The 23,210-nt window shown below is 41.0% G+C and carries 20 protein-coding genes; 1 reads left to right on the top strand and 19 read right to left on the bottom strand.

Annotation, left to right across the window (positions count from 1 at the left end):
• Positions 1–86 precede the first annotated feature (86 nt).
• From idi to HPC41_RS04880, 9 genes are all read right to left on the bottom strand, one after another.
• On the bottom strand, positions 87–614 hold the full coding sequence (gene idi / locus HPC41_RS04920) for an isopentenyl-diphosphate Delta-isomerase (protein WP_172392879.1): 528 nt from the start codon (positions 612–614) through the stop codon (positions 87–89).
• A 4-nt stretch (positions 615–618) separates the two neighbouring features.
• A complete protein-coding gene (locus HPC41_RS04915; protein WP_216660660.1) occupies positions 619–1,350 on the bottom strand; it encodes a lycopene cyclase domain-containing protein in 732 nt (243 codons plus the stop codon).
• A complete protein-coding gene (locus tag HPC41_RS04910) occupies positions 1,350–1,808 on the bottom strand; it encodes a sterol desaturase family protein (protein WP_172392876.1) in 459 nt (152 codons plus the stop codon). Before HPC41_RS04910 ends, HPC41_RS04915 begins: the two co-directional genes overlap by 1 nt.
• Positions 1,809–1,817: 9 nt before the next feature.
• The gene (locus tag HPC41_RS04905; protein ID WP_172392874.1) at positions 1,818–2,654 is read right to left on the bottom strand and encodes a phytoene/squalene synthase family protein; all 837 of its coding nucleotides are present in this window, start codon (positions 2,652–2,654) and stop codon (positions 1,818–1,820) included.
• The gene (locus tag HPC41_RS04900; protein WP_172392873.1) at positions 2,638–4,137 is read right to left on the bottom strand and encodes a phytoene desaturase family protein; all 1,500 of its coding nucleotides are present in this window, start codon (positions 4,135–4,137) and stop codon (positions 2,638–2,640) included. The genes HPC41_RS04905 and HPC41_RS04900 overlap by 17 nt, the downstream gene beginning before the upstream one ends.
• Positions 4,138–4,149: 12 nt before the next feature.
• Entirely contained in the window at positions 4,150–4,791 is a 642-nt protein-coding gene (locus tag HPC41_RS04895; protein ID WP_172392872.1) for a MarR family winged helix-turn-helix transcriptional regulator, read from the bottom strand.
• Positions 4,792–5,422: 631 nt separating this feature from the next.
• A complete protein-coding gene (locus HPC41_RS04890) occupies positions 5,423–5,905 on the bottom strand; it encodes a pyridoxamine 5'-phosphate oxidase family protein (RefSeq protein ID WP_172392870.1) in 483 nt (160 codons plus the stop codon).
• Positions 5,906–6,095: 190 nt separating this feature from the next.
• Positions 6,096–7,703 carry a sulfatase family protein gene (locus HPC41_RS04885; protein ID WP_172392869.1) on the bottom strand — a complete coding sequence of 536 codons (1,608 nt, stop codon included), beginning with the start codon at positions 7,701–7,703 and terminating at the stop codon, positions 6,096–6,098.
• A 288-nt stretch (positions 7,704–7,991) separates the two neighbouring features.
• Complete coding sequence (locus HPC41_RS04880) at positions 7,992–10,802, bottom strand: PAS domain S-box protein (RefSeq protein ID WP_172392867.1); 2,811 nt, start codon at positions 10,800–10,802, stop codon at positions 7,992–7,994.
• A gap of 573 nt (positions 10,803–11,375) precedes the next feature.
• On the opposite strand from HPC41_RS04880, the gene HPC41_RS04875 reads away from it, so the two are divergent.
• On the top strand, positions 11,376–11,819 hold the full coding sequence (locus HPC41_RS04875) for a VOC family protein (RefSeq protein WP_172392864.1): 444 nt from the start codon (positions 11,376–11,378) through the stop codon (positions 11,817–11,819).
• A 100-nt stretch (positions 11,820–11,919) separates the two neighbouring features.
• On the opposite strand, the gene HPC41_RS04870 is transcribed toward HPC41_RS04875, so the two are convergent.
• The 10 genes from HPC41_RS04870 to HPC41_RS04830 all read right to left on the bottom strand — a co-directional run bounded on the left by HPC41_RS04870 (position 11,920) and on the right by HPC41_RS04830 (position 23,210).
• Positions 11,920–13,926 carry a BCCT family transporter gene (locus HPC41_RS04870; protein ID WP_343043787.1) on the bottom strand — a complete coding sequence of 669 codons (2,007 nt, stop codon included), beginning with the start codon at positions 13,924–13,926 and terminating at the stop codon, positions 11,920–11,922.
• Positions 13,927–13,957: 31 nt separating this feature from the next.
• Positions 13,958–14,083, bottom strand: coding sequence for a hypothetical protein (locus HPC41_RS25510; RefSeq protein ID WP_281358780.1), 126 nt, complete (start codon positions 14,081–14,083; stop codon positions 13,958–13,960).
• Positions 14,084–14,380: 297 nt separating this feature from the next.
• The gene (locus HPC41_RS04865; RefSeq protein ID WP_172392863.1) at positions 14,381–14,746 is read right to left on the bottom strand and encodes a DUF2200 domain-containing protein; all 366 of its coding nucleotides are present in this window, start codon (positions 14,744–14,746) and stop codon (positions 14,381–14,383) included.
• Positions 14,747–14,880: 134 nt separating this feature from the next.
• Entirely contained in the window at positions 14,881–15,384 is a 504-nt protein-coding gene (locus HPC41_RS04860) for an SRPBCC family protein (RefSeq protein WP_172392861.1), read from the bottom strand.
• A 235-nt stretch (positions 15,385–15,619) separates the two neighbouring features.
• On the bottom strand, positions 15,620–16,687 hold the full coding sequence (locus HPC41_RS04855) for an SGNH/GDSL hydrolase family protein (RefSeq protein WP_172392860.1): 1,068 nt from the start codon (positions 16,685–16,687) through the stop codon (positions 15,620–15,622).
• Positions 16,688–16,753: 66 nt separating this feature from the next.
• Complete coding sequence (locus HPC41_RS04850) at positions 16,754–17,626, bottom strand: phosphodiester glycosidase family protein (protein WP_172392858.1); 873 nt, start codon at positions 17,624–17,626, stop codon at positions 16,754–16,756.
• Positions 17,627–17,632: 6 nt separating this feature from the next.
• Positions 17,633–18,781, bottom strand: coding sequence for a YdcF family protein (locus HPC41_RS04845; RefSeq protein WP_172392857.1), 1,149 nt, complete (start codon positions 18,779–18,781; stop codon positions 17,633–17,635).
• A gap of 1 nt (position 18,782) precedes the next feature.
• On the bottom strand, positions 18,783–20,477 hold the full coding sequence (locus HPC41_RS04840) for a right-handed parallel beta-helix repeat-containing protein (protein ID WP_172392855.1): 1,695 nt from the start codon (positions 20,475–20,477) through the stop codon (positions 18,783–18,785).
• Between the two features lie 20 nt (positions 20,478–20,497).
• Positions 20,498–21,427 carry a sugar phosphate isomerase/epimerase family protein gene (locus HPC41_RS04835; RefSeq protein ID WP_172392854.1) on the bottom strand — a complete coding sequence of 310 codons (930 nt, stop codon included), beginning with the start codon at positions 21,425–21,427 and terminating at the stop codon, positions 20,498–20,500.
• 1 nt (position 21,428) lies between these two features.
• A complete protein-coding gene (locus HPC41_RS04830; RefSeq protein ID WP_172392853.1) occupies positions 21,429–23,210 on the bottom strand; it encodes a RagB/SusD family nutrient uptake outer membrane protein in 1,782 nt (593 codons plus the stop codon).

Here is a 23,210-nt window from a genome sequence, read left to right as displayed (position 1 = left end):
CCCATAGCTTCAACTCCTTCTAAGGCATCAATATCGAGATAACATTTTTTCGACATGCTTATGGCTTATGTGTTAATACATATACTTTATATACCCTGTTGTTTAATCCAATTTATCACCTGCGGGAGAGCCGCCTTAAACCAATACGTATAATGCGCTGGATGAACGGAAATATCTGTTAGAACCTCCTCAACCGGGCACCACCTAAAATCAGCAGCTTCTGCTGGATTGAGTATAGGGTCTGCACTGAAATATCCCGTAAAAACATGATCGTATTCGTGCTCAATCAGGTTATTCTCTACTTCAGCATGATAAATAAAGGAAAAAGAAAAGGTCAATTGACAAGAAATACCCATTTCGAAAAACAAACGCTCCTGAGCACTATCCAAAACATTCTCTCCAAGCTGGGGGTGTGAGCAGCAGGTATTGGTCCAAAGACCACCTCCATGATATTTATCAAACGCACGTTGCTGAAGGAGCAACTCCCCGCTGCCGTTAAAAATAAAGATTGAAAAGGCGCGGTGTAACAGGCCCTGTTGGTGTGCGGATAACTTATCCATCTGACCAAGTGCATGATCGTTTTTATCTACAAGCACAACATTATTTCTGTTCATGATTTTACTTTTTAGGGCGACGACTGATAAATTGTAATTGTCCGGTTTGCTCTGATTGTTTGTTCTGAAAGTTTTTGAAAAAATACAGGACCAAAAGAAATTGGCTATATCCGTATACCGCATCTTCAATCGGAATTGTAAGTATCCGAATCCCCATAAAATCTGCTGGATTATAATTGACTATCGGCGATTCCAGCCCTGTCCCTGTCAGTATGCCATTCACAGGCAAAAATCCTAACATAAGCAATGTAAACACCAGAGAGGCCTGCGTGATCCATTGTACACGTAATACAAAATGGAAGATCAATAGCGTCAGGATGGTTACCACTGCAGTGACAACTGTATATATTCGGTCTGCATAGCGGAGAGCCACTACAGCGCAAACGATAACACTGACGAAGACCAATATATTATTAAATGCACTGAGCTGCTCCAATCTGAAAAACTTATTTATGCAGAAATAGGTGAAGATACAGGAAAAAGGAATAAAAATAAAAAACAACCATTCTTCCAGAGGTAATCCTGCAATCACTACCCCTATCGTATAACGGGTATCGAACCACCATACACCACGACTGGTAAACCAGATATCCCAGGCGATAAAAAATATCGCGACGAGGGCTGAAGCCTTGAGAAATGGGATAAATTCACGATCGAATCGAAGCCGCCTGTCGAAGGAGGCGACAAAACAGATTATTACCGTAAAAAATAAGATAAGTGAATAAGTATATTCCATCACGCCTTTTCATTATTACTGTACATTTTAAAATATTTCATCGGAACATATAAGAAGCCGAAACATTCACCTTCTTCCTTACCTAGATGCTTATGATGTTGTTTGTGAGCACGACGAAGTGCCAAAAAGTAACGATTGTTTGTTTTGCTCAGCAATTTGAACCGTTGATGGATAAAAATATCATGTACAAAGAAGTATGCCATACCGTACAGCATAATCCCTAAACCTATATAAAACAGATAATTATAACCCTTTAGCGATCCAAAATACATTAATGCAATGGTAGGAAGCGCAAAGATGACAAAAAAGTAATCATTCTTTTCCAAAAATCCCGCATTACTATGGTCATGATGATCCCTGTGCAATATCCAAAGAAAGCCATGCATAATATATTTATGAATAAGCCAGGTAGCGCCCTCCATCGCAATAAAAGTGATCAATACGATAATAAAATTCATATCTCTATTTTATAAATAAGCCGTTTTGTAACGCAGGTAACTTTTTAAAGCAACATAAGCTTTCTCTGCATTCGGAACTCTAATTCTATTTTCCAGAATCTCTTTTGAAGATTTTTTCCGGATCTTGGCAAATAACGAAAGATAATATTTGTAAGCCAGATAAACACCAAATTTTGCCGATGCAGGCAATTTTTTGATTCCTAAAAGAGCTTCCTTAAATTCATTGTGAATTTCATCCTCAATCTGGCTTTTGAGTGCGTTGTCGAAAACAGCCATATCCAAGTTCGGAAAATAGGTACGTCCAAGGATATGATAGTCATCTTTAAGATCCCGCAAAAAGTTTATTTTTTGAAAAGCAGAACCAAGTTTCATCGCATAGGGTTTTAACTCCTCGTAATGTTGCTTGTCTCCTTCCGTAAAGACCTGTAAACACATCAATCCAACGACTTCTGCAGATCCATAAATATATTCTTTATAAAGTTCGGCGTTATAATCCACGTTGTTCAAATCCATTTTCATACTATGGAGAAATTGACGAATAAGATCAATATCGATGTTATATTTATGTACGGTCTCCTGAAAGGATTGTAATATTGGATTTAAAGAAATACGCTCCTCCAAGGCATAGCTTGTCTCTAAATATAGCCTTCCCAACAAGCGCTGCCTATCATAACCATGAAAACTATCCACAATTTCATCAGCAAGTCGCACATAGCCATAAATGGCGTAAATACTGTCACGAATACTAGGTTTCAGCGCCAAAATACCAAAAGAAAAGCTGGTACTATACTTCTCAGTTGTTTTTTTGCTTACTTCATATGCAAGTTCATCAAATAGTTTCTTCATGGTCTAATAATTTATGATATAATTCAATGGCTTCTTTGGCAACGATTTTTCCCGATATAATCGAGGGGGGCACGCCTGGTCCAGGCACCGTAAGCTGGCCCGTATAAAAAAGATTTTGAACGGATTTGTTTCTAATTTTAGGTTTTAATACAGCGGTCTGTTTCAAGGTATTTGCCAGCCCATAGGCATTTCCACCATAGGCATTATAATCCTGTACAAAATCACTGACACAGTAGCTCCGCTTATATAAAATCTGTTGATAGAGATTTTTTGCTCCGGTTTGTTTTTCGAGGCGTTCGAGCATATGTATCAGATACTCCTCACGTGTTTCTTCGTCATCCGAGACGCCGGTAGCCAATGGCATCAACAAAAAGAGGTTCTCCTGCCCAACAGGAGCAACATCCCTATCCGATTTGGATGGACAACAGGCATAGAAAAGTGGATTTTCAGGCCATTTTTTATCGGCATAAATGCAATCAATATGGTCATCCAGAGGATGCTCGAAGAAAAGCGTATGATGTGTCAGGTTAGCTATGGATGATTTCAGTCCGAGGTAATAAATCAGGCTGGAAGGCGCAAATGTCCTACCTTTCCAATATGCGGTATCATAATTCCTAAACTTTTCGGGTAATTGCATTTCAATATGATGATAATCGGCCGAGGCAACCACGAGATCAAATTCCTGATTTTCGCCATTAATCCTGAGCGAACGGATCTTTTTGTTTTCTATATTTATTGCATCGACATTATGGTTAAAATGGAATGTTACACCCTGCGCTTCGGCTACCTGCTGCATAGCCAATACCAACTGATAAAACCCTCCTTTGGGATAATGTGTTCCTAATACATAGCCACCATAGTTCATCAAGCTATATAGCGCTGGGATATCTTTGGGCGAAGCCCCCAAAAATATAACCGGAAATTCCATCAGCGTACGTAGCCTTTCATCAGTAAAATATTTTGCGACATAGGACCTAAAACTAGAAAGCAGATCCAATTTGAATGCACTACGTGCGATTTTGGGAGATATGAATTCGAGCCAGCTATGGCAAGGTTTATTGACAAAATCACGCATCCCTACTTCGTATTTGAATTTTGCGGCATGCATAAATTTTTCAAGTTGCGCCCCGGCCCCAGCTTCAATGCTTTCGAAGAGCCGCTTTAACTCTTCATATGACTCGGGAACACTGATCTTTCCAGAAGAAAAAATCATTTCAAACTGTGGATTGAGCGACACGAGATCAAAAAAATCTGCGCTATTGTAGCCAAAATCCGAGAAAAAGGATTCTATAATATCGGGCATCCAGTACCAGCTGGGCCCCATATCGAACTTAAAGCCCTCGGGCGTAGAAAATTGTCGAGCGCGTCCGCCTGGCTGTCCATGCTTTTCAAAAACATGAACATCATACCCAGCTCGACCCAAATAGGCCGCAGCCGAAAGCCCCGAAAAACCTGCACCAATGACAGCTACTTTCTTCTTCATTTTCTTTTGAATTTATATGTTGGCTCCATCCAACAATTTGTTAGACGCAATATTTTTATCATAAATTAACTGATGGAAATCCTTAAGTTTATTCAATAAGTTGATTAATGCCATCTTTTCATTATAAGTAAGATCGCCAGAAACAAGCTGTGTAGCATGCCGTATTTTCTCCATTTGTTGATCCAATACCTTTGAACCGGCTGATGTCAGGTGAATTACTTTACTACGCTTATCCATTTCAGAATCATCCTGACTAATCCACCCTTGCTTGATCAAGCGGTTTATAATGGCCATACCTACTGGCTTTTCATGGATATTCCGTTTGATCAATTGCATTTTTGTCATCTGTCCAAATGATTTCAACGTAATCAAATAGATAAATTCCTCTTGTGTAGAAAAAGCAGATCCCCAAATAGCAGCTTTTGAATAACTTTTTGCAAATCTGTTCATATGCACAATTAATGTACTTATCACACTCTCTGGACTACGCCCATTTTCTTTACCTTCCCATTGCGGTTCAGCAAGTAAACCACTTTGCTTGCTTACCACCCAGCCTTTAAATCCTTCAGCATCATCACTATAGCTACCATTCTTATTTTCATCTTCGAATAGCTCAATCAACGGCAGGATTTGTTGTAAAAGTTTATACTTCATAACACCATATTAGAACATAAATATACCATTATAGTTTTAATTATTTTAAATTTACATAATTTTGATATAAAAATACACCAAATAGTCTATTTTAACAGCTGTTTTAAACTATAGTTAGGATGTTTACATTTAGATTTTTTCAATATATTCTGTTGTTTTAATTCGATATTGAGATCGGGAACAATTGAAATAACTTGAAGCTGATGTGGTTTTAAATCAGCTGAAAAACAGTTCGAGGAGTTTCCTCCTTTCGTAGAGTATACATTCACAGAATACGGAAAAGCCTTTGCCCATTGATAGCTTATATAGCGGTTTGGAAAAAAAGTTTAGGATAGAAATAATCTAAAAATGTGTAATCAAGGTTTACTTCAGAAATATATATGACCTAGATCCTCTTTATAAAAAATTACGCTCTCACAACTGCTTAAAGAGGTTAAGAAAGCGTTTTTGTTTAGTCCGGAAGAGCATTCAAGATATTTACGACAGTGGCGATATCTATTGTTTAATTAATGATGCTTTTTTTTGGATCGACATAAGTTCTTAAAATTTTCCTGCAATATTCTTTGATTCCCCCTCATCCTTGAAAATCACGGAGCATGTGTAAAATACTTAACTTTTTGCTCAACCCTGGCTAAATAAAATCTGTATCGCGTCCGGAAATTGCTCTGCCTAGCACTTTTAAAATTGTGATAAGACTCCCGGAATCGGATTTCCAATATTGGGTAGCTGTCACCTTTAATTTTAACACTCTAATTTTAGGATCATCAGCACCTTTTTCAAACAATTTTGTGTCTATATGATTTCGATATTTCTTAATTCGGATTTTGCTGTCGCTGACCATACCGTTGCCAACGATACGAATAAACTGAAGGTCCCCTGGCTTTGTATAGATGAGCGTTACGTTATCATTTGTCTGTAAGTTTTTAAAGGAGATGCTTTCAGAAGAAATCAGATGCCAAATAACACCATCGTCATCCAACTCTTGTCTTTTTAAGGATACGACATTTGGAAATTGTTCATTTCCTGAAAACGTGCACATCATTCCTACATCAATATCGGCGACCATCATTTTTAGCTTATCGACTTCGGATTTGTTTATGTATTTATTTTTCATGCTGTATTTAATTATTACTATAATATAAAAGAACAGAACTAAAAATAATACCGTTTCAGACTTTCTACGCTTTTTGACTAGGGTTATTACGCAATAATCCTAGATTCTATGTGGATAAGAGCAAAAAGAAAGTATAAACAACTTTAAAAGTAAGAGAGAGGCGATGCCTCTCTCTTACTTTTCGGATCAATTATACTTTTGGCTTCTTTGGAAGAAAGGACTTATCATTTACAGTCGAATCTTTATACTCTTTTCTAAGCTGTTCGAGCTTTTTATGCATTCTGGCCCGCACATCTTTATACTTGGGATCCTGATACACATTATTCAATTCTTGGGGATCCTTTTCTAAATCGTAAAGCTCCCATTCATCCACATCGTAATAAAAGTGGATAAGCTTGTAGCGATCGGTTCGAACGCCATAATGCCTTTTTACAGCATGAATACCAGGATATTCATAATAGGTATAATAGATTGCATCACGCCAGTTTTCGTCTTTGCCGCTAGCCAGTTTTCTGAACGACTTACCTTGCATGTCTGGGGGGATAGCTACATTTGCATAATCAAGCAATGTCGGGGCGAAGTCAAGATTTTGGACAAGAGCCTCAGATGTTCTTCCCCCCTTTATTTCAGCCGGATAGCGCAGCAATAGCGGGGTGCGCAGAGATTCTTCATACATGAATCTTTTATCAAACCAGCCGTGTTCGCCTAAATAAAAACCCTGGTCGGATGTATAGACCACTATTGTGTTTTCGTCCAGTCCATTTTCTTTTAAAAAATCGAGCATACGCCCTACCCCTTCGTCAACCGCAGCGACTGTTCCCAGGTAATCTTGCATATAGCGTTGGTAGCGCCAACGCATGAGTTCCTCCTGGCTCATGGATGGATATTTACTTTTGAAATCCTCCATAATAGGATTATATACCTTATCCCAAGCTTCGCGCTCCTGTGTGGTCATCCTTCCTAGCATATTATTATAAGCGGTTTTGTCCCAGCTCATAAAACCCTTCAGTCCCAATTCGTCCATCATTGCAGGGGGTACTTTATTGTCACCAGCCCAATTCATATTTTTCAGAATATTCATTTCAGCGGTTTTAGCTGCGGTACCTCTATTTTTAAAATCGTCAAACAATGTCTTGGGCTCCGGAAACTTCATTTTCGTATACTCAGCTAGGTGTCTGACTGCCGGCAACCATTCACGATGTGGAGCCTTTTGGTGAAAGAGTAAGCAAAAGGGTTTGCCCTGGTCGCGGTTTTTGATCCAGTCAATTGCCATGTCAGTTGTCAGGTCAGTCACATAGCCATTGAGCTGTTGCTTGGTACCGTTGATAATAAAATTAGGGTTGTAATATTCCCCTTGATCTATAAGCACAGCGGAGTGATCAAAACCTTGTGGCAAACCATCCATATGTATTTTACCTATTAACGCTGTTTGATATCCATGTTGCTGAAGCGCTTTGGCAAAATTGTCCTGGTTCCAATCAAAGCGTGCTTCATTATCTACTTTGCCATTGATAAAACTATGTTTGCCTGTTAAAAGTACTGCTCGGCTAGGTGCACAAAGCGAATTCGTGACTGATGCTCTTGTAAAAAGAACACCTTCTTTTGCAAGTCGATCAATATTTGGTGTGCTGTTCAACCCATGCCCATATGCGCTGATGGCCTGATAGGCGTGATCATCGCTCATGATATAAACAATATTCGGCCTTTGCTTGGAAGCTTTTAATGATTGCGCAAAGGCTGGTTGCAAGAAAAGAACTGTAACAAGCGCTAAGAGTTCATTTTTTATATTCACCTTCATTTATTTAGTTTTGTTGTTTTACCTATCGGATTACTCTTCAGCTCAACTGAACAGCAGCCCAAAAAATTCATTTTTACGGAGCAGCCAATTTCACTGAAATCTTTTTAAACTTTAAAAGCAATCATGCTAGAAAACGTAAGATCTCACTGCTGCAATAAAGATAAGGAATATAGATAACTGCTGAACTAACCAATAAGTATTTTGCTATACTCGTCCAAATACTTGGCAAAGAGCATTGTTGAAGAATAGCATAGCAGAAATGATACTATTTCGTATTTATATTTTTCTTTAGCTCTTAACTTTTGCCAGCATCCGGTAAAGATCCTCTTGTCTAACGGGCTTGAAAAGCCATTGTTGGATGTTCAGGGATTGACAAACCGAGGCCGCTTCATACTCATGGGGTTCAAATATGGGAATAATGGGCTGTATATATGTTTCATTAAAGATCTTTTCCTGAATCTTCCGTACGGTATCTATGCCGCTCATAATAGGCAAATTATTCATAATAAGTATTGCTCCATAGCGACTACCCCGCATCAACATCTGTAAAACTTCAAATCCATTTTTTGCCTGCACTGTATTGATTTTTTTTAGGGTCAACATTTTGACCAACGATTCTCGCTCCGATTCATCATCGGCAACGACCAGCACAGTTTTCATGTTGGCAAGCTCTTCCCATTCATCCATTCCCCATACTGCGCGTAAATGGATATCAAAAAAGAAATGACTTCCTATGCCAACAGTACTTTCAAGCTTCAGTTCACTCCCCATCATTTTTAGCAGTCGGTTGGATATGGTCAACCCAAGCCCTGTGCCACCATAGCGTTTGGTCATTGAGGTATCCTCTTGCGAAAAAGCTTCAAATATTTTTGCTTGCTTATCTTCCTTGATGCCTATTCCCGTGTCCTGAACACTGAAACGCAAAACAGCATTTTCGGCTTCACGTGAAATGACCGATATATTCAGTACAATTTTTCCTTTTTGGGTAAATTTAGTAGCATTACTCAACAGATTCATCAATACCTGTTTAATGCGAAGCGCATCTGTCCAAATATAGCTCGGGACATCAGACGCGATATTTAAATGAAACGCCAATCCCTTGGCTTGAATCTGAATGTTAAAAAATTTATTAAGTTGAATAACCAGTTCATAGAGCTGTGTTTGTTCTATATCCAGATCTAGCTTACCAGCTTCAATTTTGGAAAAGTCCAGAATATCGTTGATTATTCCAAGCAATAAACTGGTGGATTGTTCAACCATACCCAGATATTCGCGCTGTGTATGGTCCAGCGAGGTCCTTGTCAATAAATCGGTAAACCCTACAATTCCGTTAAGGGGTGTCCGGATCTCGTGACTCATATTGGCTAAGAATTCGGACTTTGCTGCACTTGCCTGTTCAGCAAGTATTTTTGCTTTTTCGAGTTCTTGACGTTGATTAATAATTTTACTGATATCAGTAGCGACTTCAAGATAACCTACAACCTTATCCTCGATATCCTTGATAATGGTCACCGCCAATGACACAAATAACCGCGAACCATCTTTGCGGATATAAGTCCATTCACGCTGCTCCGCACCGTGAAGTTCAGCCGTTTCGACAAAGACCCTAAAACCTTCTACAGAATGGCCCAATGTTATTTCCAGCTCTCCAGCCCTTGAGTCTACTTCTTCCTTCAGATGGAAATGCGTCGGACTGAACTTACCGATCATTTCTTCACTGCTGTATCCCAACAGATTTTCGGCACCTTTATTAAACAACGATATTATTCCTTCGGGATCCGTCGCTATTATAGCCACTGCGGAGGTGGCTTCCAATACATCCTCCAATAATTTTTTTGAATTCGAGGACTCAGCTTCCATTCGTTTGCGCTTGTCAATATCCTGGAAAGTACCATACAGACGTACGCAGATTCCGTTTTCAAAATCAGCATTGCCTAGTGAGCGTACCCACAATTTATTGCCTTTAAATGTGATAATTTCTAGTTCAAGGTCCCAGGGTCTACCTGTGGAAATAGCTTGTTCAACGGCTTGGATAATATTTTCCCTATGTCGTCCTTCTTTATAAAAATTTAGCGACGTCGTGAGATCGGGTTCGTAATCTGCCGGAACTTCATGGATTTCTCTAGTAATTTCTGACCAGATAATTTTTCCATCCTTGAGGGTATACTCCCATCCGCCTACACGCGCTACCCGACCAGTCCTTATCAACATGGCCTGTGCATGTTTCAGATCTTTCTCCAAGTAATGTTGTTCTGTAATATCCACCGCATTTCCAATAACATAAGCATGCTTGCTTCCATTGGTCTGGAGGATATTATTGAACATCCAAACACGCATTCCCCCATTGTTTGACAACGTGCGCATTTCGCCTTTTACGACCCCTTTTTTTACAATTTCAGTTAAATAATTTCGTAAATTGTGATGGCCTACCTTGGGCACAATATCAAAAAGAGAAAGGGTTTCAATTTCGGCTTTTTCATATCCTAGTATTTTCGCTCCAGCCTCGTTGACGGTAATAAAATTTCCCTCAAGGTCATGGGTGCACATAAGGCTCTGTGAATTGTCAAAAAAGGCTTTCAGCTTCTGCTCACTTTCTTTATACTTCTCCTTTTCCTTTCGATTTACAATGAGTGCGACAACTTCGTCCCGAAGCAGTGATAATATCTTTTTTTGGTTTTCATCGAGCTGTCTAGGAACCTTGTCAATAACGCACAATGTCCCCAAAGCATATCCATTAGGGTCGACTAAAGGTAAGCCTGCATAGTATCGGATATGTGGATCCGAGATAACGAGCGCATTGGATTTAAACCGCTCATCCTCCGTAGCGTCCACAACTTCCAATAGCTGATCGTTTGGAAGCGCATATTGACAAAAAGATAAATCGCGCGAAGTTTCTTCAACTTCAAGTCCGACACGAGACTTAAACCATTGTCTTTTTTTGTCTACCAATGATATCAATGAGATAGGCATATTACATACACGTGACGCGATCTCGGTGATACGATCGAACTCTTTTTCTGCCGCTGTGTCTAGAATTTCATAATCATACAATGCATGGATCCGTTCAGATTCATCTTTTATTGGTGATTTAGCGTCCATAAAACGTCTGTAAAGGTTTACTATAATCCAAAGCTGACTCTTATAGCCCCTATAAAAGTTCACTACTATCTTTCAATACTAGCGGACCATCATCTAAATAAGGAGTTTCAATAATATTTCCTATTTAAGTTTATTATATGGTTCTATTTGGTTTAACAAAAGCTAACTAAAAATCGTTTAATAAAAAAACAAGAACCATAATAAACCCAAGTACCTTAAATGTCCATTGAAGACAGGCTCGAGCTCATAAAGCTAAAAATCAAAAGTTGTTAGTTTTTTTTACCTGTTCATAGGTTCACCACAGTTGAACAAGAATGCAACCATATGATATTGATCGTGCACATTTACGTCGCAGGGAAAAAAACGGAAAATCCTATTCAATAAAAATGCAGTACAACAGTTGTTTTATATCAAGTTGCCATGACAACAAATTATTTGACAAGTTGCTGAAGATAGCGGCAGATTCAAACACTTATTATTAATTATATTATAAAGAGGATTTACCAAACGCTAGTGACAGACAGTTGTCATTAGCAAACTTATCTTTGATGTATCAAACAAAAATCATATATCATGGCACTATTACACGCATATTTAAATTTTAACGGCAACTGTGAAGAAGCATTTGAATTCTACAGGACCGTATTTAATACTCCGCTGATCGGAGTTCATCGTTTTGGCGACATGCCGGCAGATCCTGCATATCCGATCGCTGATGCTGATAAGAATAAAATTATGCATACTGCAATTCACATCAATGATTCCGTTATGCTAATGGGTTCAGATTGTGTCGAAAGCTTCGGGCAAAAAGCCACATTTGGAACGGGCAGCTATTTGATGCTGGACGCGCAATCGGCTGTAGAGGCCAAAGCGCTTTATGATAAACTTTCGGTAGATGCTCAAAACATCGAAATGCCCTTGGGTGAACAGTTTTTTGCTGAATTATTTGCCTCATTTCAGGATAAATTTGGCATAGCCTGGATGATCCACTTTGAAGGCAACAAAAAAATGGGCTAGACAGACCAGTATCCTTTTCTGTACATGCTGTATGTACAGAAAAGGGCACATACCAGGCGTCGGTACAGCGCGAGGGATGAGCCAAAACACTTGATGTAGTTCAGCTCATTTTCTTATTGGCATTGCTGCTGATAAACATTTCATTTTTCTCTTCCGAAATAATCTCTAAAAAGCGTTCATAATGTTTGAGCACATCGCTGATGAGCTCATTCTTGGTAAAGTACTGCACATCATACCCCTCACGGGCATCACCAAAATAAGATTTCGGAAAATACGTTTTATTGTCTTCAAGATCGGGTAGGTTATCCTCATCCATGACATAATCGGATACCAGTTTGACCTGGTTTTTGACACCATATATAAAGTTGTTGACAACATCATAGCGGATTTCAATTTCCATCCTTTTGGGATCGTCCAGCCGCTGAATCTTGGCTTCAATCCCATTCTGTTTAAATTCTGACTGGAGCTCTTCAAACGCCATCTTTACTGTTGTATCGATAAATTGATCCACAGAAGCACTGCTTTTAAATGAAACGATCTGTTTCAACCTGTCTTTCCAAAATTCGCCAGACCAGGGGACAGTGCTCACGGAAAAATCCCGGTCATAATAGCTACGGTCAATAATTAAAGCCTTCACCAAGCTGACGCAGAAAAGTATCATAATAACAGAGAAGGGCAATGCTGTAATAAGGGTCATCGTCTGCAAAGCTTGCAAGCCCCCGGTATTTAATAGCATCAGGGCGAGGATAGCCAGCAGTGCTCCCCAGAAAACCATCTGCCATTTGGGCGATTTGGCTGCGTTCTTTGTCGCGATACTGTTCATCACAAATATTCCGGAATCTGCCGAGGTTACAAAAAATATGACGATGATCAGGATGACCAGGTAACTGACCAGCTCAGAGAACGGCATGTATTCCATAAATTCGAACATGAGTGCATCCGGATTGTCTGCCAAAGCACTCAAAGCTCCCTTTGCAATGTTGACGTCAAACCAAATTGCGCTATTGCCAAAAACAGACATCCATATGAAATTAAATAAAGTCGGGATGACCAGCACTGCTGCTACAAATTCACGAATGGTACGCCCCTTTGAAATTTTGGCAATAAAAAGCCCTACATAGGGTGACCAGGATATCCACCAGGCCCAATAGAGGATCGTCCAGTTGTAAAACCAGGGTAGCGTAGCCTCGTCATAGACATGCGTGTCAAACGTCAGACTAAAAAAGTTGTTGATGTAATTTCCAACCCCCTCTGTAAAACTACCGATAAGGTAAACTGTAGGGCCGAGAAATAACACAAACAACAACAGCACTACTACCGTAATGATATTGATGCTGCTCAATAGCTTCACGCCCTTATCTACCCCTGAAGTTGCTGATATAATCGAGAGCAGGGTCAAGATCCCCACAATAATGATCTGGTAAGTAAAACTGCTCTCGGGCACAATTCCCAATGTCTGTAAGCCTGCATTCACCTGCACCACGCCAAATCCTAAGGTCGTGGTAATACCAAAGAAGGTGCTGCATAGCGCAAATACATCAATAGCATTGCCCATTTTTCCATTGATCTTGTTTTTTAAGAGCGGATAAAAGCAGCTGCGGAGTGAAAGCGGCAGCCGGTAGCGGTAAGCAAAGTACGATAATGCCAATCCTACCACGCCGTAAATAGCCCAGGCGTGGATCCCCCAATGAAAGAAGGTATACAGCTGTGCATTTTTAGCACGATTAATATAGTGATTTGCGGAAAAAACATCGGTCGAATAATGCTGCATAGGCTCGGCTACACTAAAATACATCAAACCAATGCCCATACCCGCTGCAAATAGCATTGAAATCCAGGAGAAGAATGAGTATTCTGGCTTACTATCGTTGCTTCCTAGCTTAATATTCCCAAACTTGCTAAACATCAGATAGACCAGAAAGATGACAAACAGCGTCACACCCCACACATACACCCAATTGAGGTTAACAAATATAAATTCTTTGACCGTATCTAATATACGTGCGGTCAATGTTGGGAGAAACACAGATAAAAGACATACCCCGATGATAAACACCAGACTTGGGATAACAATACCTTTATTAAAAGTTGATTTGGACAGGATCACTAGAATGTAAATTATGTAAAAAAACCGTAGATCAATAGCGATCTACGCTGCTGATTTGACCATTGACTGCAGTAATATTACGGGTTAACCTGGCAATAACTGCGGAGATAAATCTCTCCCAACGGTGCTGGACCTCATTAAATTCTAAGTTGTTCATAAGCACAAATTTTTATTAAAAATGTAAGGTAAGGGGATTAATATAGTTAAATATTGACGTTATTTCAAACAAAAAGTATTTTATTTAAATTTTAACAATTGAGGTTTTAACAATTGAGGGCGGATATTGTTCAGAAAAAAGTGAAATTAAAAAGACATAATCCCAGTCAAGGCTATGGCATTTATTTCGCTTACGATTAGGTTTTGAAGACGTAGAGGGAACTTTACATGCTGATTGGCTCCTGATTAAGTAGGAATACTATTGGATAACTTGGTATTTTGGGAAGCATTTTAAGCTTTAAGCGGTTCTCAAAATCTTTTCCATTTTTCGGCCTTTGGCCAATTCATCTATCAGTTTATCCAGATACCTTGCTTTCTGCGTAAGTGGATTTTCAATCTCCTCTATCCGATAACCACAGATCGTGCCGGTGATGAGATGAGCATTGGGGTTAAGATCAGCTCGTTCGAAGAAGGTTTGAAAGGTTACTTTCTCCTCAATAAGTGCCTGCAGCTTAGTCTCATCAAAGCCGGTCAGCCATTCAATTACCTGGTGCAGTTCTTCTTTTGTTCTGCCTTTGGTTTCTACCTTTTTCACATAATGGGGATAGACAGATGCGAAAGTCATGTTTGCTATCCTGTTGTTATGTTCCGCTGTGGCTTTCATACGATTATTTGCTAATTTGCTCCGCCAACCCGACCAAGACTCCTAGTATCAGGGATAAACAGAACTTGTACACTAATTTTACCGTTAAGCTACGAAATACACCGTATATCTACCACTTATTATGAGGCAAATTTTTACTTTCTCAACTTCGAGAGCAATTTGTCCAATTGTTGAAAGTCAACGGTCATACCTTCTTGGAAGCCCATATCGATCTCCTTTTCAAGGTCTGCAAGGTTGTCGTAGGTTAGGAGCATATCTACCCGTACTTTATGGTCTACAGGTACAAATGTATTCTCCCATAAGTTTTGTGGCAACTCCAAGTTCAGCACACCGTTTTCATCGCTGAAACCACCTTTTGATGAAAAGAATTTCTCTTTTACAATGGAAATAAAATTAGTCCTGGACCAACCTTTATCCCCCTCAGGGCTGACCATTGCATAGAGCCAGAAGCCACCTTCCCGAAAATCCAATGTTTTTGTTTCTGCTCTCCAAGGCTCAGGCCCCCACCATTGGTCAAGTAAATCCGCGGTTGTCCATGCCTTCCATACCAGTTCTATACCTGCATCAAATTCACGGGTAATGTTAATGGTATTGTTTTCTTTGTTGATAATGAAATCAAATAATAGCTTGCTGTTCATGATTGTCGTAATTATTTGTCTGCATTATAACTTACATAACACCGTTCCGATATCAAAAGTTTTCTATATCAACATATTACAACAAAAATATATCAATTCCTCCTGGCCCTCCCAACTGCCAGACTTTATTCGATCAGTGACGAATGGCGCGCGCTAACCTTCCTCAAATCGTAATTTGTAGGCGATATAGGTTTTATAGATGCAAGAAAAGTTATCACCTTACTATCAGACAATTTTAAAAAATTACCTCTACTTTATTTCCTATAATTTTTAGCATCCTTTCAAATCCGACATCCGTCGGATGAGTGCCATCCACGGTACCTTCTGAATCATCACCTATTAAATGATCTGTAGGTATGTAATACAAATTTTTATAACCTGCCTGCTGCAGTCTCTCATACTGTAGCCTAAAATTCGTGTTCTGCTCGATCAATCGTGCTCTCCACTTTAAATTATAATTACCAAGCTGACGCGTAATACTCTCTACCATCAATATAGGTGTCTGAGGATGTGATTTACGAAGCCGCTTCACAAAATTAAACGTTCTTTCTTTGATCTCTTCGGGGCTGCTATTTGGCACACAGTCCATAATGATCAAATCTGCAGAACCAATATCACTTAGCATATCGGCCACAGCTGGCTCCATACGGGCATTGCCACTAACTCCCATATTAATCACATTTGCATTCAACTTACGCCCCAGCTGAGCCGGATAAGCTAGCCCTGGGCGGCTTGCCGAAGCTCCATGAACAATGCTAGATCCATAAATCACAATGGTTTTATCAAAAGATTGCTTGGTATCGATAAAGGATGCATTCTCATCAATAATTACATCAAAATCCAATAATTCTTTATACAAAGGGAAATAAAGAAGAAATTCCTTTTCGGTTTTCGCCATATCTTCGACCACAGTAGCCGTGCTTTCCATATTTTTTAGATCAGGACGAGCAACTCCTGCAAAACGCCAACCATTAACTTCCTTTATATATGCATCAAAACCCCGGGACATAATCGGAGTAGAATTATTACCCAGCCCCGCATCAACAGTCTTCCATCGTAGGGATAATTTGCTGGTATTGCTCTTGAAAGTTACAAATAGTCCCGCAGCATGGGTATACAGTTTCTTCACCGCGGCCGGAAGCCCTATGTACTTTGCCGTATCTATTCTATGAAATTTTGGTGTATTGTCAAAAGGTCTTCCTTGGATCTCAAATCTGGAGGCCGGCACAACTTGTTGCGCGTAAATAGAAAGTGAGCCACAAGTAAGAAAGAGAAAGATAAGAATAATGTTCTTTTTTTCCATTTTGCTTTAATTGAAGCCGTCTCGATATTTCACGAGACGGCATTTACATCATAAATATATTGTTTTTTATTTCACCGTGAATACAGTAGCCACGGATCGTTCGCCCTCATGATCAAACTTTCCATTGTCAGACGGATAGTTTACAATACCCTCTCCCTTGACCCAAGCCGTTGACGACCCTCCACCGTCGTAATTTAAGGCAGAAGTACAGCCCAAGGCAGCCATGAGTTCTCCCAGCTGGGGTATCGTTAGCCCTTGTGACTGGGATGACCTACCATCGATAACGGCCACGATCAGCTTATTATCCTTGGTAAGCCCTACGGCCGTACGGGGATGTCTGCTGGTATTGAAATCAACATTTAGCTGCTCCAATACCTTGCCATCCTGCATCAATAAGGGTCCTCCGGCCAATGCAACCGTGGAGCTCACAGCCCCCCAGCCCCCGACGGGCTTGTGTACAATCTGATAGTTTGATCCGGTGAAAGTAAAGGCGCCGTTTTCACGGTAACTATTAAATCCATTTACGGTCTGGTTGATAATCTGACCATCGTATTTGAAGAATACGGTCGACCCGCCTGTACTGGTATTGAAATAGCTTCCGTTGAAGGCAACCGAAGCTCCCTTGGACGTGGCAGCATCACTTGTTTTCAGAAATCCAGTCTTCACATACGGGATTTCTATCTTTAAGCCTTTTTTCAAATCAATCTCAAATACATTGACGTATTGCTTGGAATCAAATATTCTCGGAAATTGATAATATTTCCAAACGATACCATCTGCAACATTTTTCGTACTCCAGCTGGTCGTGCTAATGAGTTCAGTAAGTTCTTCATGTTGTTCAATACTGTAGTCATAGGGCAACTGCGTGCCACCGTCATTTTTCTTGCATGAAATGACAAGAAAAAACAGGATAAGACTATATATATAATTTCGTGTCATCTGTTTTTATTTTGTTTCGCCGATCCATTTTAACTTTAATGGAACAGCATTTCCAATTATTTTACGGTCAATCGTACATGTTATAGATTCCATATTACGATAAAAAATCACTTTATTATCCGCGGGAAGTAACCTTGCAGCACTTAGATTGCCTTTGCCCCAGCTATACGGCCAGTTGACATAATACTGTTGTGGCAAAGTTTCCTGGGCATATAGAAACTGCTTCCCTTTTTTCTCCGCCAATACCATCTTTTCGTTTCCGATCAATACAAGTGTTTCGCCCTGGATGTATCCTGTATTAAAATTGCTCCAATCTAATGATTCAGGCAGTGCCAACCATTCCTTTATAGGTTGTTCCTGCAGTACCTTGAAATCCTTTTTTGAGACTTTGCGGCAGAGTCCTTCGAATAAGATATACCATACAGACGAGTCGTCAATAAATACGGGAGGATTAAACTCGGAACTGTTTTTCAAAAACGGAAATAACTTCTGTACAGGCGTGATACTAAATGTTGTGTTAGCAATATCTGTGGTATAAATGATATCCTGAGTGAGATAACATAGGCTATCTTTTTTCGTCCATACGACCTCAGGTGTCAACCAGGTTCCTTTTAAAGTAAAAAGATGATTATCCGTGTAACCGTTAAATATAGCCGCATAATCAAGACGATCTTCTTTTTTGGGCTGAATGGCTCCTTCGATAAAAAACTTTGCGATCACTCCATCGTATTTCTCCAATCGAGCGGCAACAGAGATCGCATGCCAGTGATCGGAAACCACATACACGGTATCTCCTGGTTGAATAATTCGCTCTCCATCGTTATTTTTCAGACGCCTGCTGAAAATATAGTTCTGCACGGTGGTTTTGGAGTTTTCTTCTTTGAAGATCAACTTTGCCGGGACTCCCTTACTCGTCAATTGTAGTGCCATCGAAGAGGCTTCACAGATGTTCGAGCCATGGGCACCACAACCACCGGAAACAACAATAGCATCCATCGGCCGTATTTGGTACAACTGAGCAGCGACGTCTACCCGCCTCGCTAGGACCTCAGGGTTAGCGGAGCCCAATAGCAGCAGGATATTTTTGTGCTCAGCGCCCCAGCTGTTGCCCAATAAAAGAAAGGTAATGATAAATAGACAGCTTAATTGTTTCATCCTATTTGACTTTTGCCCCCATCCAGCCGGAAGAGCGCGGGTTATTATTCATATCATATTGCATACGGGCATCCAAGACTGGATTATATTTTTTGGCAAGTTCCAGCAAAGCGGAAAAAGCCAATCCGTCACTCATGGCCGGGTTGTCATTACCAACAGGTACATAAGCTTGGTTTAGCATCGTCGATGGCTCAAAGGAAGCCTGTGGAATAAGGGTTCCGTCGCTACCATAGACCGATTTCGCCGCCACGGAATGCAGTATCAGCGGAATAATAGACGTATTATCTGAATAGGCATCGACATCGGTCGAACTGCCCGCCTGGGTATTACCAGAAACAATCGAGTTGATGAGCGTCAGATTATTGACATTGCTGCGACGGTAAATACCACCCCCTGGTCCAACAACATGATTACCAGTAATGGTCGTGCTGATCACATCGGCCTTACAGTTATCATAGAGCATCAGTCCGCCGCCGCCATTGGCTGATGTGCTCGAATTTTCGGCCAATAGGCAATTGACAAAAATCCCTTTCGATCCTTCACGCAGATAGATCCCCGCGCCATAAGAAGTATTTGAATTGCCGATAACCTCGCAATTGTAAAGCCGGATTTCTGCATTGGGATAGGCGTGCACTCCGCCGGCGGTACCTTTTGCACTGTTGTTATTAAACTGACTTTCGAATGCCGTCAGTGACCCGTCGGCAACCCACAGCCCACCCCCGTTATTTCCACTATTGATATTGTTGTTTATGCGACAGTTTTCTAAAATTAGCTGGGCTCCTGAGAAAGCATATATGCCCGCGGCAAACCCTGCTGTACCCTTATCTGCCGTAGCCTTATTTTCAACCACATCGACATTTTTGAGTGAAACTTTGGCAGCAGCAATCAACATCCCTCCACCCTGCCCCCGGCTAAATTTCACGTTATCGATCGTTGTACTGCTACTCCGGTCGGTCGCATTGCCGCCCTTAATACTGATATTCTCCAGAGAGACCCCATTTTCAGGGTCCAATGTGGCAGTGACAGTGACGGTGTGAAACACTGATTTCCCTGTGGAAAGCTTCCCGTCAAAAATCGTCTTATAGCGCGTTGGGTCAGGCAGGTCACCAGGTTTAGCATTGGATGCATAGCCGCCGACAAGACTGACATTCTTGGAAATCTCAATCGTTTTATCAGATTCCTCATTCACATCGCCATTGCGTATCGTCTTGGTAGGAACGTAGGTTCCTTCTGCCAAAAATATTGTACTGCCTGTCGTTGCTTTTTCGAGAGCTAGGCTGAGATCAGTAGCGGTACTCCATGAACTGCCATCGCCCGTGCCCTTGGGCGTCACATAAAAGACAGGGACTTTTCCCGATTCCTGCAAAATTAGAATCTCTTGCGACAGGTTATCATTTACCCTGAGCAATAGGGTTGCCGAGCGCTCATCGTCCGAGTTTTTCGACACCGAGAATTTGATCCTATTTTTCCCTTTCGGATAAACTGTGGTATCCAATTTAATCCAGTCCATTTCCGAACTCACTTTGATCTCCGCGTTGGCCAGTACCTCCAATTGGTAGGTATCAGCCCTACTACCAACTTCCACGTAATCCTGGTTGACTAGGAGCCGCTGCTCGCTTTCGACTTTATCCTTCTTACAGCTCTGTATGCCCAAGGCAAGGAATAAAGCCATAAAAATATATAATGATTTTTTCATTGAAATCTATGTTTTAAAAACTACATTTTCTTTTGCATGCTATAATTCTCCTGTAACTGACGGTAGCATTCGATCAGTTGCGTCGTGGTATCGTAATGACATTCAAACATGAATACGCCTTTATAGTGTATTTTTTCCAGCGTAGCGAGTATTTTATTCCAGTCGTTCTGCCCCTTTCCATTACAGGGGAGAAAATGGCTTTCTTTTGTTCCATCGCCATCGGCGACATGGAGGGTCTTGACCCGCGATCCGAAAGCCAACAACAATTGTTCAGGGTGTGCAATATGATTCATATCTACCGCTATTCCCACCCCTGCTGGAAAACGGGCAAATAATTCTTGACATTCTTCCACTGTGCGAAGCAAGGGGCGCTCGCGCTCACCCACGGTCAAGGTGGGACCTAACATATTTTCAATCACGAGCTGCAAGCCGTTCTCGGAAACTGCGCGGTACAATTCCGCTACCGAACGTACCAATTGGTCCTTACGTGCATTGCGTTTATTGGGCTCGAGGTAATAGGAAGGGTGAAACAAAATAACCTGAGGCTGGAGCCGATATAAGCCTTTAAGTAGCTGTAAATGCATTTTTATCACTTGCTGCCGCTGCAGTTCATCCAATGTGGAAATATCTATTTTAGCGGAGAAAGGCATATGCACAGACCATACTTTTACTTTCGCTTTTTTTAGAATAAGTGCTAAGGAATCGCATTTCTGTAACCAATCATTTACAGATATTTTCAAGGTAAGATCTGTATTGACAAAGCTCCCTAGCCCTGCTATCTCGATATAATCCATGCCTATCTGTTTATCGGCTTTTAGTTTGTCCAGCTCAATTTTCTTGATGTCGAGTGAGTATCCGACGGGGTAACTGCCCCCCTTATCCTGTTTTTGGCAAAATGTGTATGCAGGGATCAAATAACAGAGAATTAAAATAAAAATTAGTCGTTTCATGTTATTTATATAATTTTTCCCATTCAGGATTTTGTTTCAAATTCGGGTTCAACTGTAGATCTTCAACAGGGATCGGTGCATAGTAATCTCGTTTTTCGTCAAACTTACCACGTTGATAGAAAGGGTCCAACGAACCTTTATTGGCGTTCTGGGTATCGGAAATAGGATCCCAAAGTGTTCGCTGATTGATATTAATCAAAGAGGTAACCGTACCCGGGGCACCAGAAGTATTGCCTGTATGGACGTATACATCAGCTTTGCCATCGCCGGTAAAATCGTAGGCTCCAACGCCGGGAAAATAGACACCAACGATCGGTTGATTTAGTTTGAGACCTGCTTTCCAACGCAGCAGGTCGTCCCAGCGTTGCCCCTCGTTGAACAGCTCGATCCGTCTTTCCCGGCGTATCTCCAAAATAACGCCTTTGGATGCTCCCCCATCGACATTAGGATACATGGCGAGCAGATAAGGATCAGGCTTGGCATTTGCCTCTGCTAGGGACAATATTGGCATCCCCGCACGGGCTCGAAGTTTATTGATGGTCAGGTCGAGATCGCTTTGACCAATGGTCCCGAGTTCTGCTTTTGCTTCGGCATTAATTAACAGCGCCTCAGCATAACGGAATAGGATAACGTCAAAATAGGACGCCGAAACACCCCATTGCAATCTATCAGGCAAGGCTTTGATGAGGCGATATCCTGTGGTTGTGATCGTCAAGTTAACAGGTTCATTTGTGTTCTCACCATTCGCACGAAAGTCGGGCCCCGCTGTTGTCTGTGCTAGTCTGGGATCCCTATTTTGCATTTCCTGGTAGTACTCCATCGTTTTGTAACCCGGCCTGTCAGTAAAGCGGCTTCCGTCCTTCATCAGATAACTATTAATCATATCTTTAGCTATTCCATAGGAGCCTGAAGTAGCTGAGGTAAAGGAGTATCCTAAGCCGTGGACACGCATCCCAAGTTCAAAATCAATAGCCAGAATAGTCTCAACCTGATCCTGATTGTTTCTTGCAAACAAACTCCGATAGGCCTGCTCTCCTCCGCCCTGTGTATACAAGGTATAAGCTCCAGAATTCATTAGCTCGGCCGATGCACTGACAGCTTCGTTGAGGAATTTCTCATACCCTACGATGTTGTGGTATTTTCTAAATGTACCTTCAAAGAGTGCTACTCTTGCTTTCAGCAGAAGAGCCGTGTATCGGGTAATCAAATTGAGTTGCTTTTCTGCTGGTATATGTTGGATTGCATAGTCAAGATCCGCCATGATGGAATCCATTACCAGCTGTCGTGAGTCCCTTGCCTTATAAAGATCTTCATCTTTAGCATGCAGCACTTTTCCATACCAAGGCACATCACCAAACGTCTTCACCTTATCATAATAAAAATGAGCTCTGAAAAATCGGGCTATACCACTGTATTTCTTTCGTGCCGCATCATCAGGCACCTTGTGATAATTAGCCAAGAAATAGTTTATCTTGCGGAGCTGCGTCCAGGACCAGCCCCCCGAGCCACTTCCTACGGGGACAGTACGGTTCCCCTTGATCCGATCGGCCACAGTAAGGGGGATCATATTGTCCGAATTGCCATCATTTGTATACCATGACTCATTGGGCAAAAAGGTGTAGAAGTCATTCGTCGCGACTTCCAAATCTTTTGCTGTATTGAAAAAGTAGGGCGCCTCGACTTGATCTTCTGAAGGACGGTCCAGATAATCTTTTTGGCAAGCGACCAAGGAAATCAGGATCAAAAGACCAAGTAACCTATATGTATTAGTTGTAAGTTTCAT

The organism is Sphingobacterium prati (genome assembly GCF_013167215.1).
GTDB classification, from domain to species: domain Bacteria; phylum Bacteroidota; class Bacteroidia; order Sphingobacteriales; family Sphingobacteriaceae; genus Sphingobacterium; species Sphingobacterium prati.
This window is presented reverse-complemented; position numbering and strand designations above follow the sequence as displayed.

Coding starts and splice junctions, on each gene's coding strand:
- idi (WP_172392879.1), bottom strand. CDS start 614: ATGAACAGAAATAATGTTGTGCTTGTAGATAAAAACGATCATGCACTT.
- HPC41_RS04915 (WP_216660660.1), bottom strand. CDS start 1,350: ATGGAATATACTTATTCACTTATCTTATTTTTTACGGTAATAATCTGT.
- HPC41_RS04910 (WP_172392876.1), bottom strand. CDS start 1,808: ATGAATTTTATTATCGTATTGATCACTTTTATTGCGATGGAGGGCGCT.
- HPC41_RS04905 (WP_172392874.1), bottom strand. CDS start 2,654: ATGAAGAAACTATTTGATGAACTTGCATATGAAGTAAGCAAAAAAACA.
- HPC41_RS04900 (WP_172392873.1), bottom strand. CDS start 4,137: ATGAAGAAGAAAGTAGCTGTCATTGGTGCAGGTTTTTCGGGGCTTTCG.
- HPC41_RS04895 (WP_172392872.1), bottom strand. CDS start 4,791: ATGAAGTATAAACTTTTACAACAAATCCTGCCGTTGATTGAGCTATTC.
- HPC41_RS04890 (WP_172392870.1), bottom strand. CDS start 5,905: ATGAAAAATAAATACATAAACAAATCCGAAGTCGATAAGCTAAAAATG.
- HPC41_RS04885 (WP_172392869.1), bottom strand. CDS start 7,703: ATGAAGGTGAATATAAAAAATGAACTCTTAGCGCTTGTTACAGTTCTT.
- HPC41_RS04880 (WP_172392867.1), bottom strand. CDS start 10,802: ATGGACGCTAAATCACCAATAAAAGATGAATCTGAACGGATCCATGCA.
- HPC41_RS04875 (WP_172392864.1), top strand. CDS start 11,376: ATGGCACTATTACACGCATATTTAAATTTTAACGGCAACTGTGAAGAA.
- HPC41_RS25510 (WP_281358780.1), bottom strand. CDS start 14,083: ATGAACAACTTAGAATTTAATGAGGTCCAGCACCGTTGGGAGAGATTT.
- HPC41_RS04865 (WP_172392863.1), bottom strand. CDS start 14,746: ATGAAAGCCACAGCGGAACATAACAACAGGATAGCAAACATGACTTTC.
- HPC41_RS04860 (WP_172392861.1), bottom strand. CDS start 15,384: ATGAACAGCAAGCTATTATTTGATTTCATTATCAACAAAGAAAACAAT.
- HPC41_RS04855 (WP_172392860.1), bottom strand. CDS start 16,687: ATGGAAAAAAAGAACATTATTCTTATCTTTCTCTTTCTTACTTGTGGC.
- HPC41_RS04850 (WP_172392858.1), bottom strand. CDS start 17,626: ATGACACGAAATTATATATATAGTCTTATCCTGTTTTTTCTTGTCATT.
- HPC41_RS04845 (WP_172392857.1), bottom strand. CDS start 18,781: ATGAAACAATTAAGCTGTCTATTTATCATTACCTTTCTTTTATTGGGC.
- HPC41_RS04840 (WP_172392855.1), bottom strand. CDS start 20,477: ATGAAAAAATCATTATATATTTTTATGGCTTTATTCCTTGCCTTGGGC.
- HPC41_RS04835 (WP_172392854.1), bottom strand. CDS start 21,427: ATGAAACGACTAATTTTTATTTTAATTCTCTGTTATTTGATCCCTGCA.
- HPC41_RS04830 (WP_172392853.1), bottom strand. CDS start 23,210: ATGAAACTTACAACTAATACATATAGGTTACTTGGTCTTTTGATCCTG.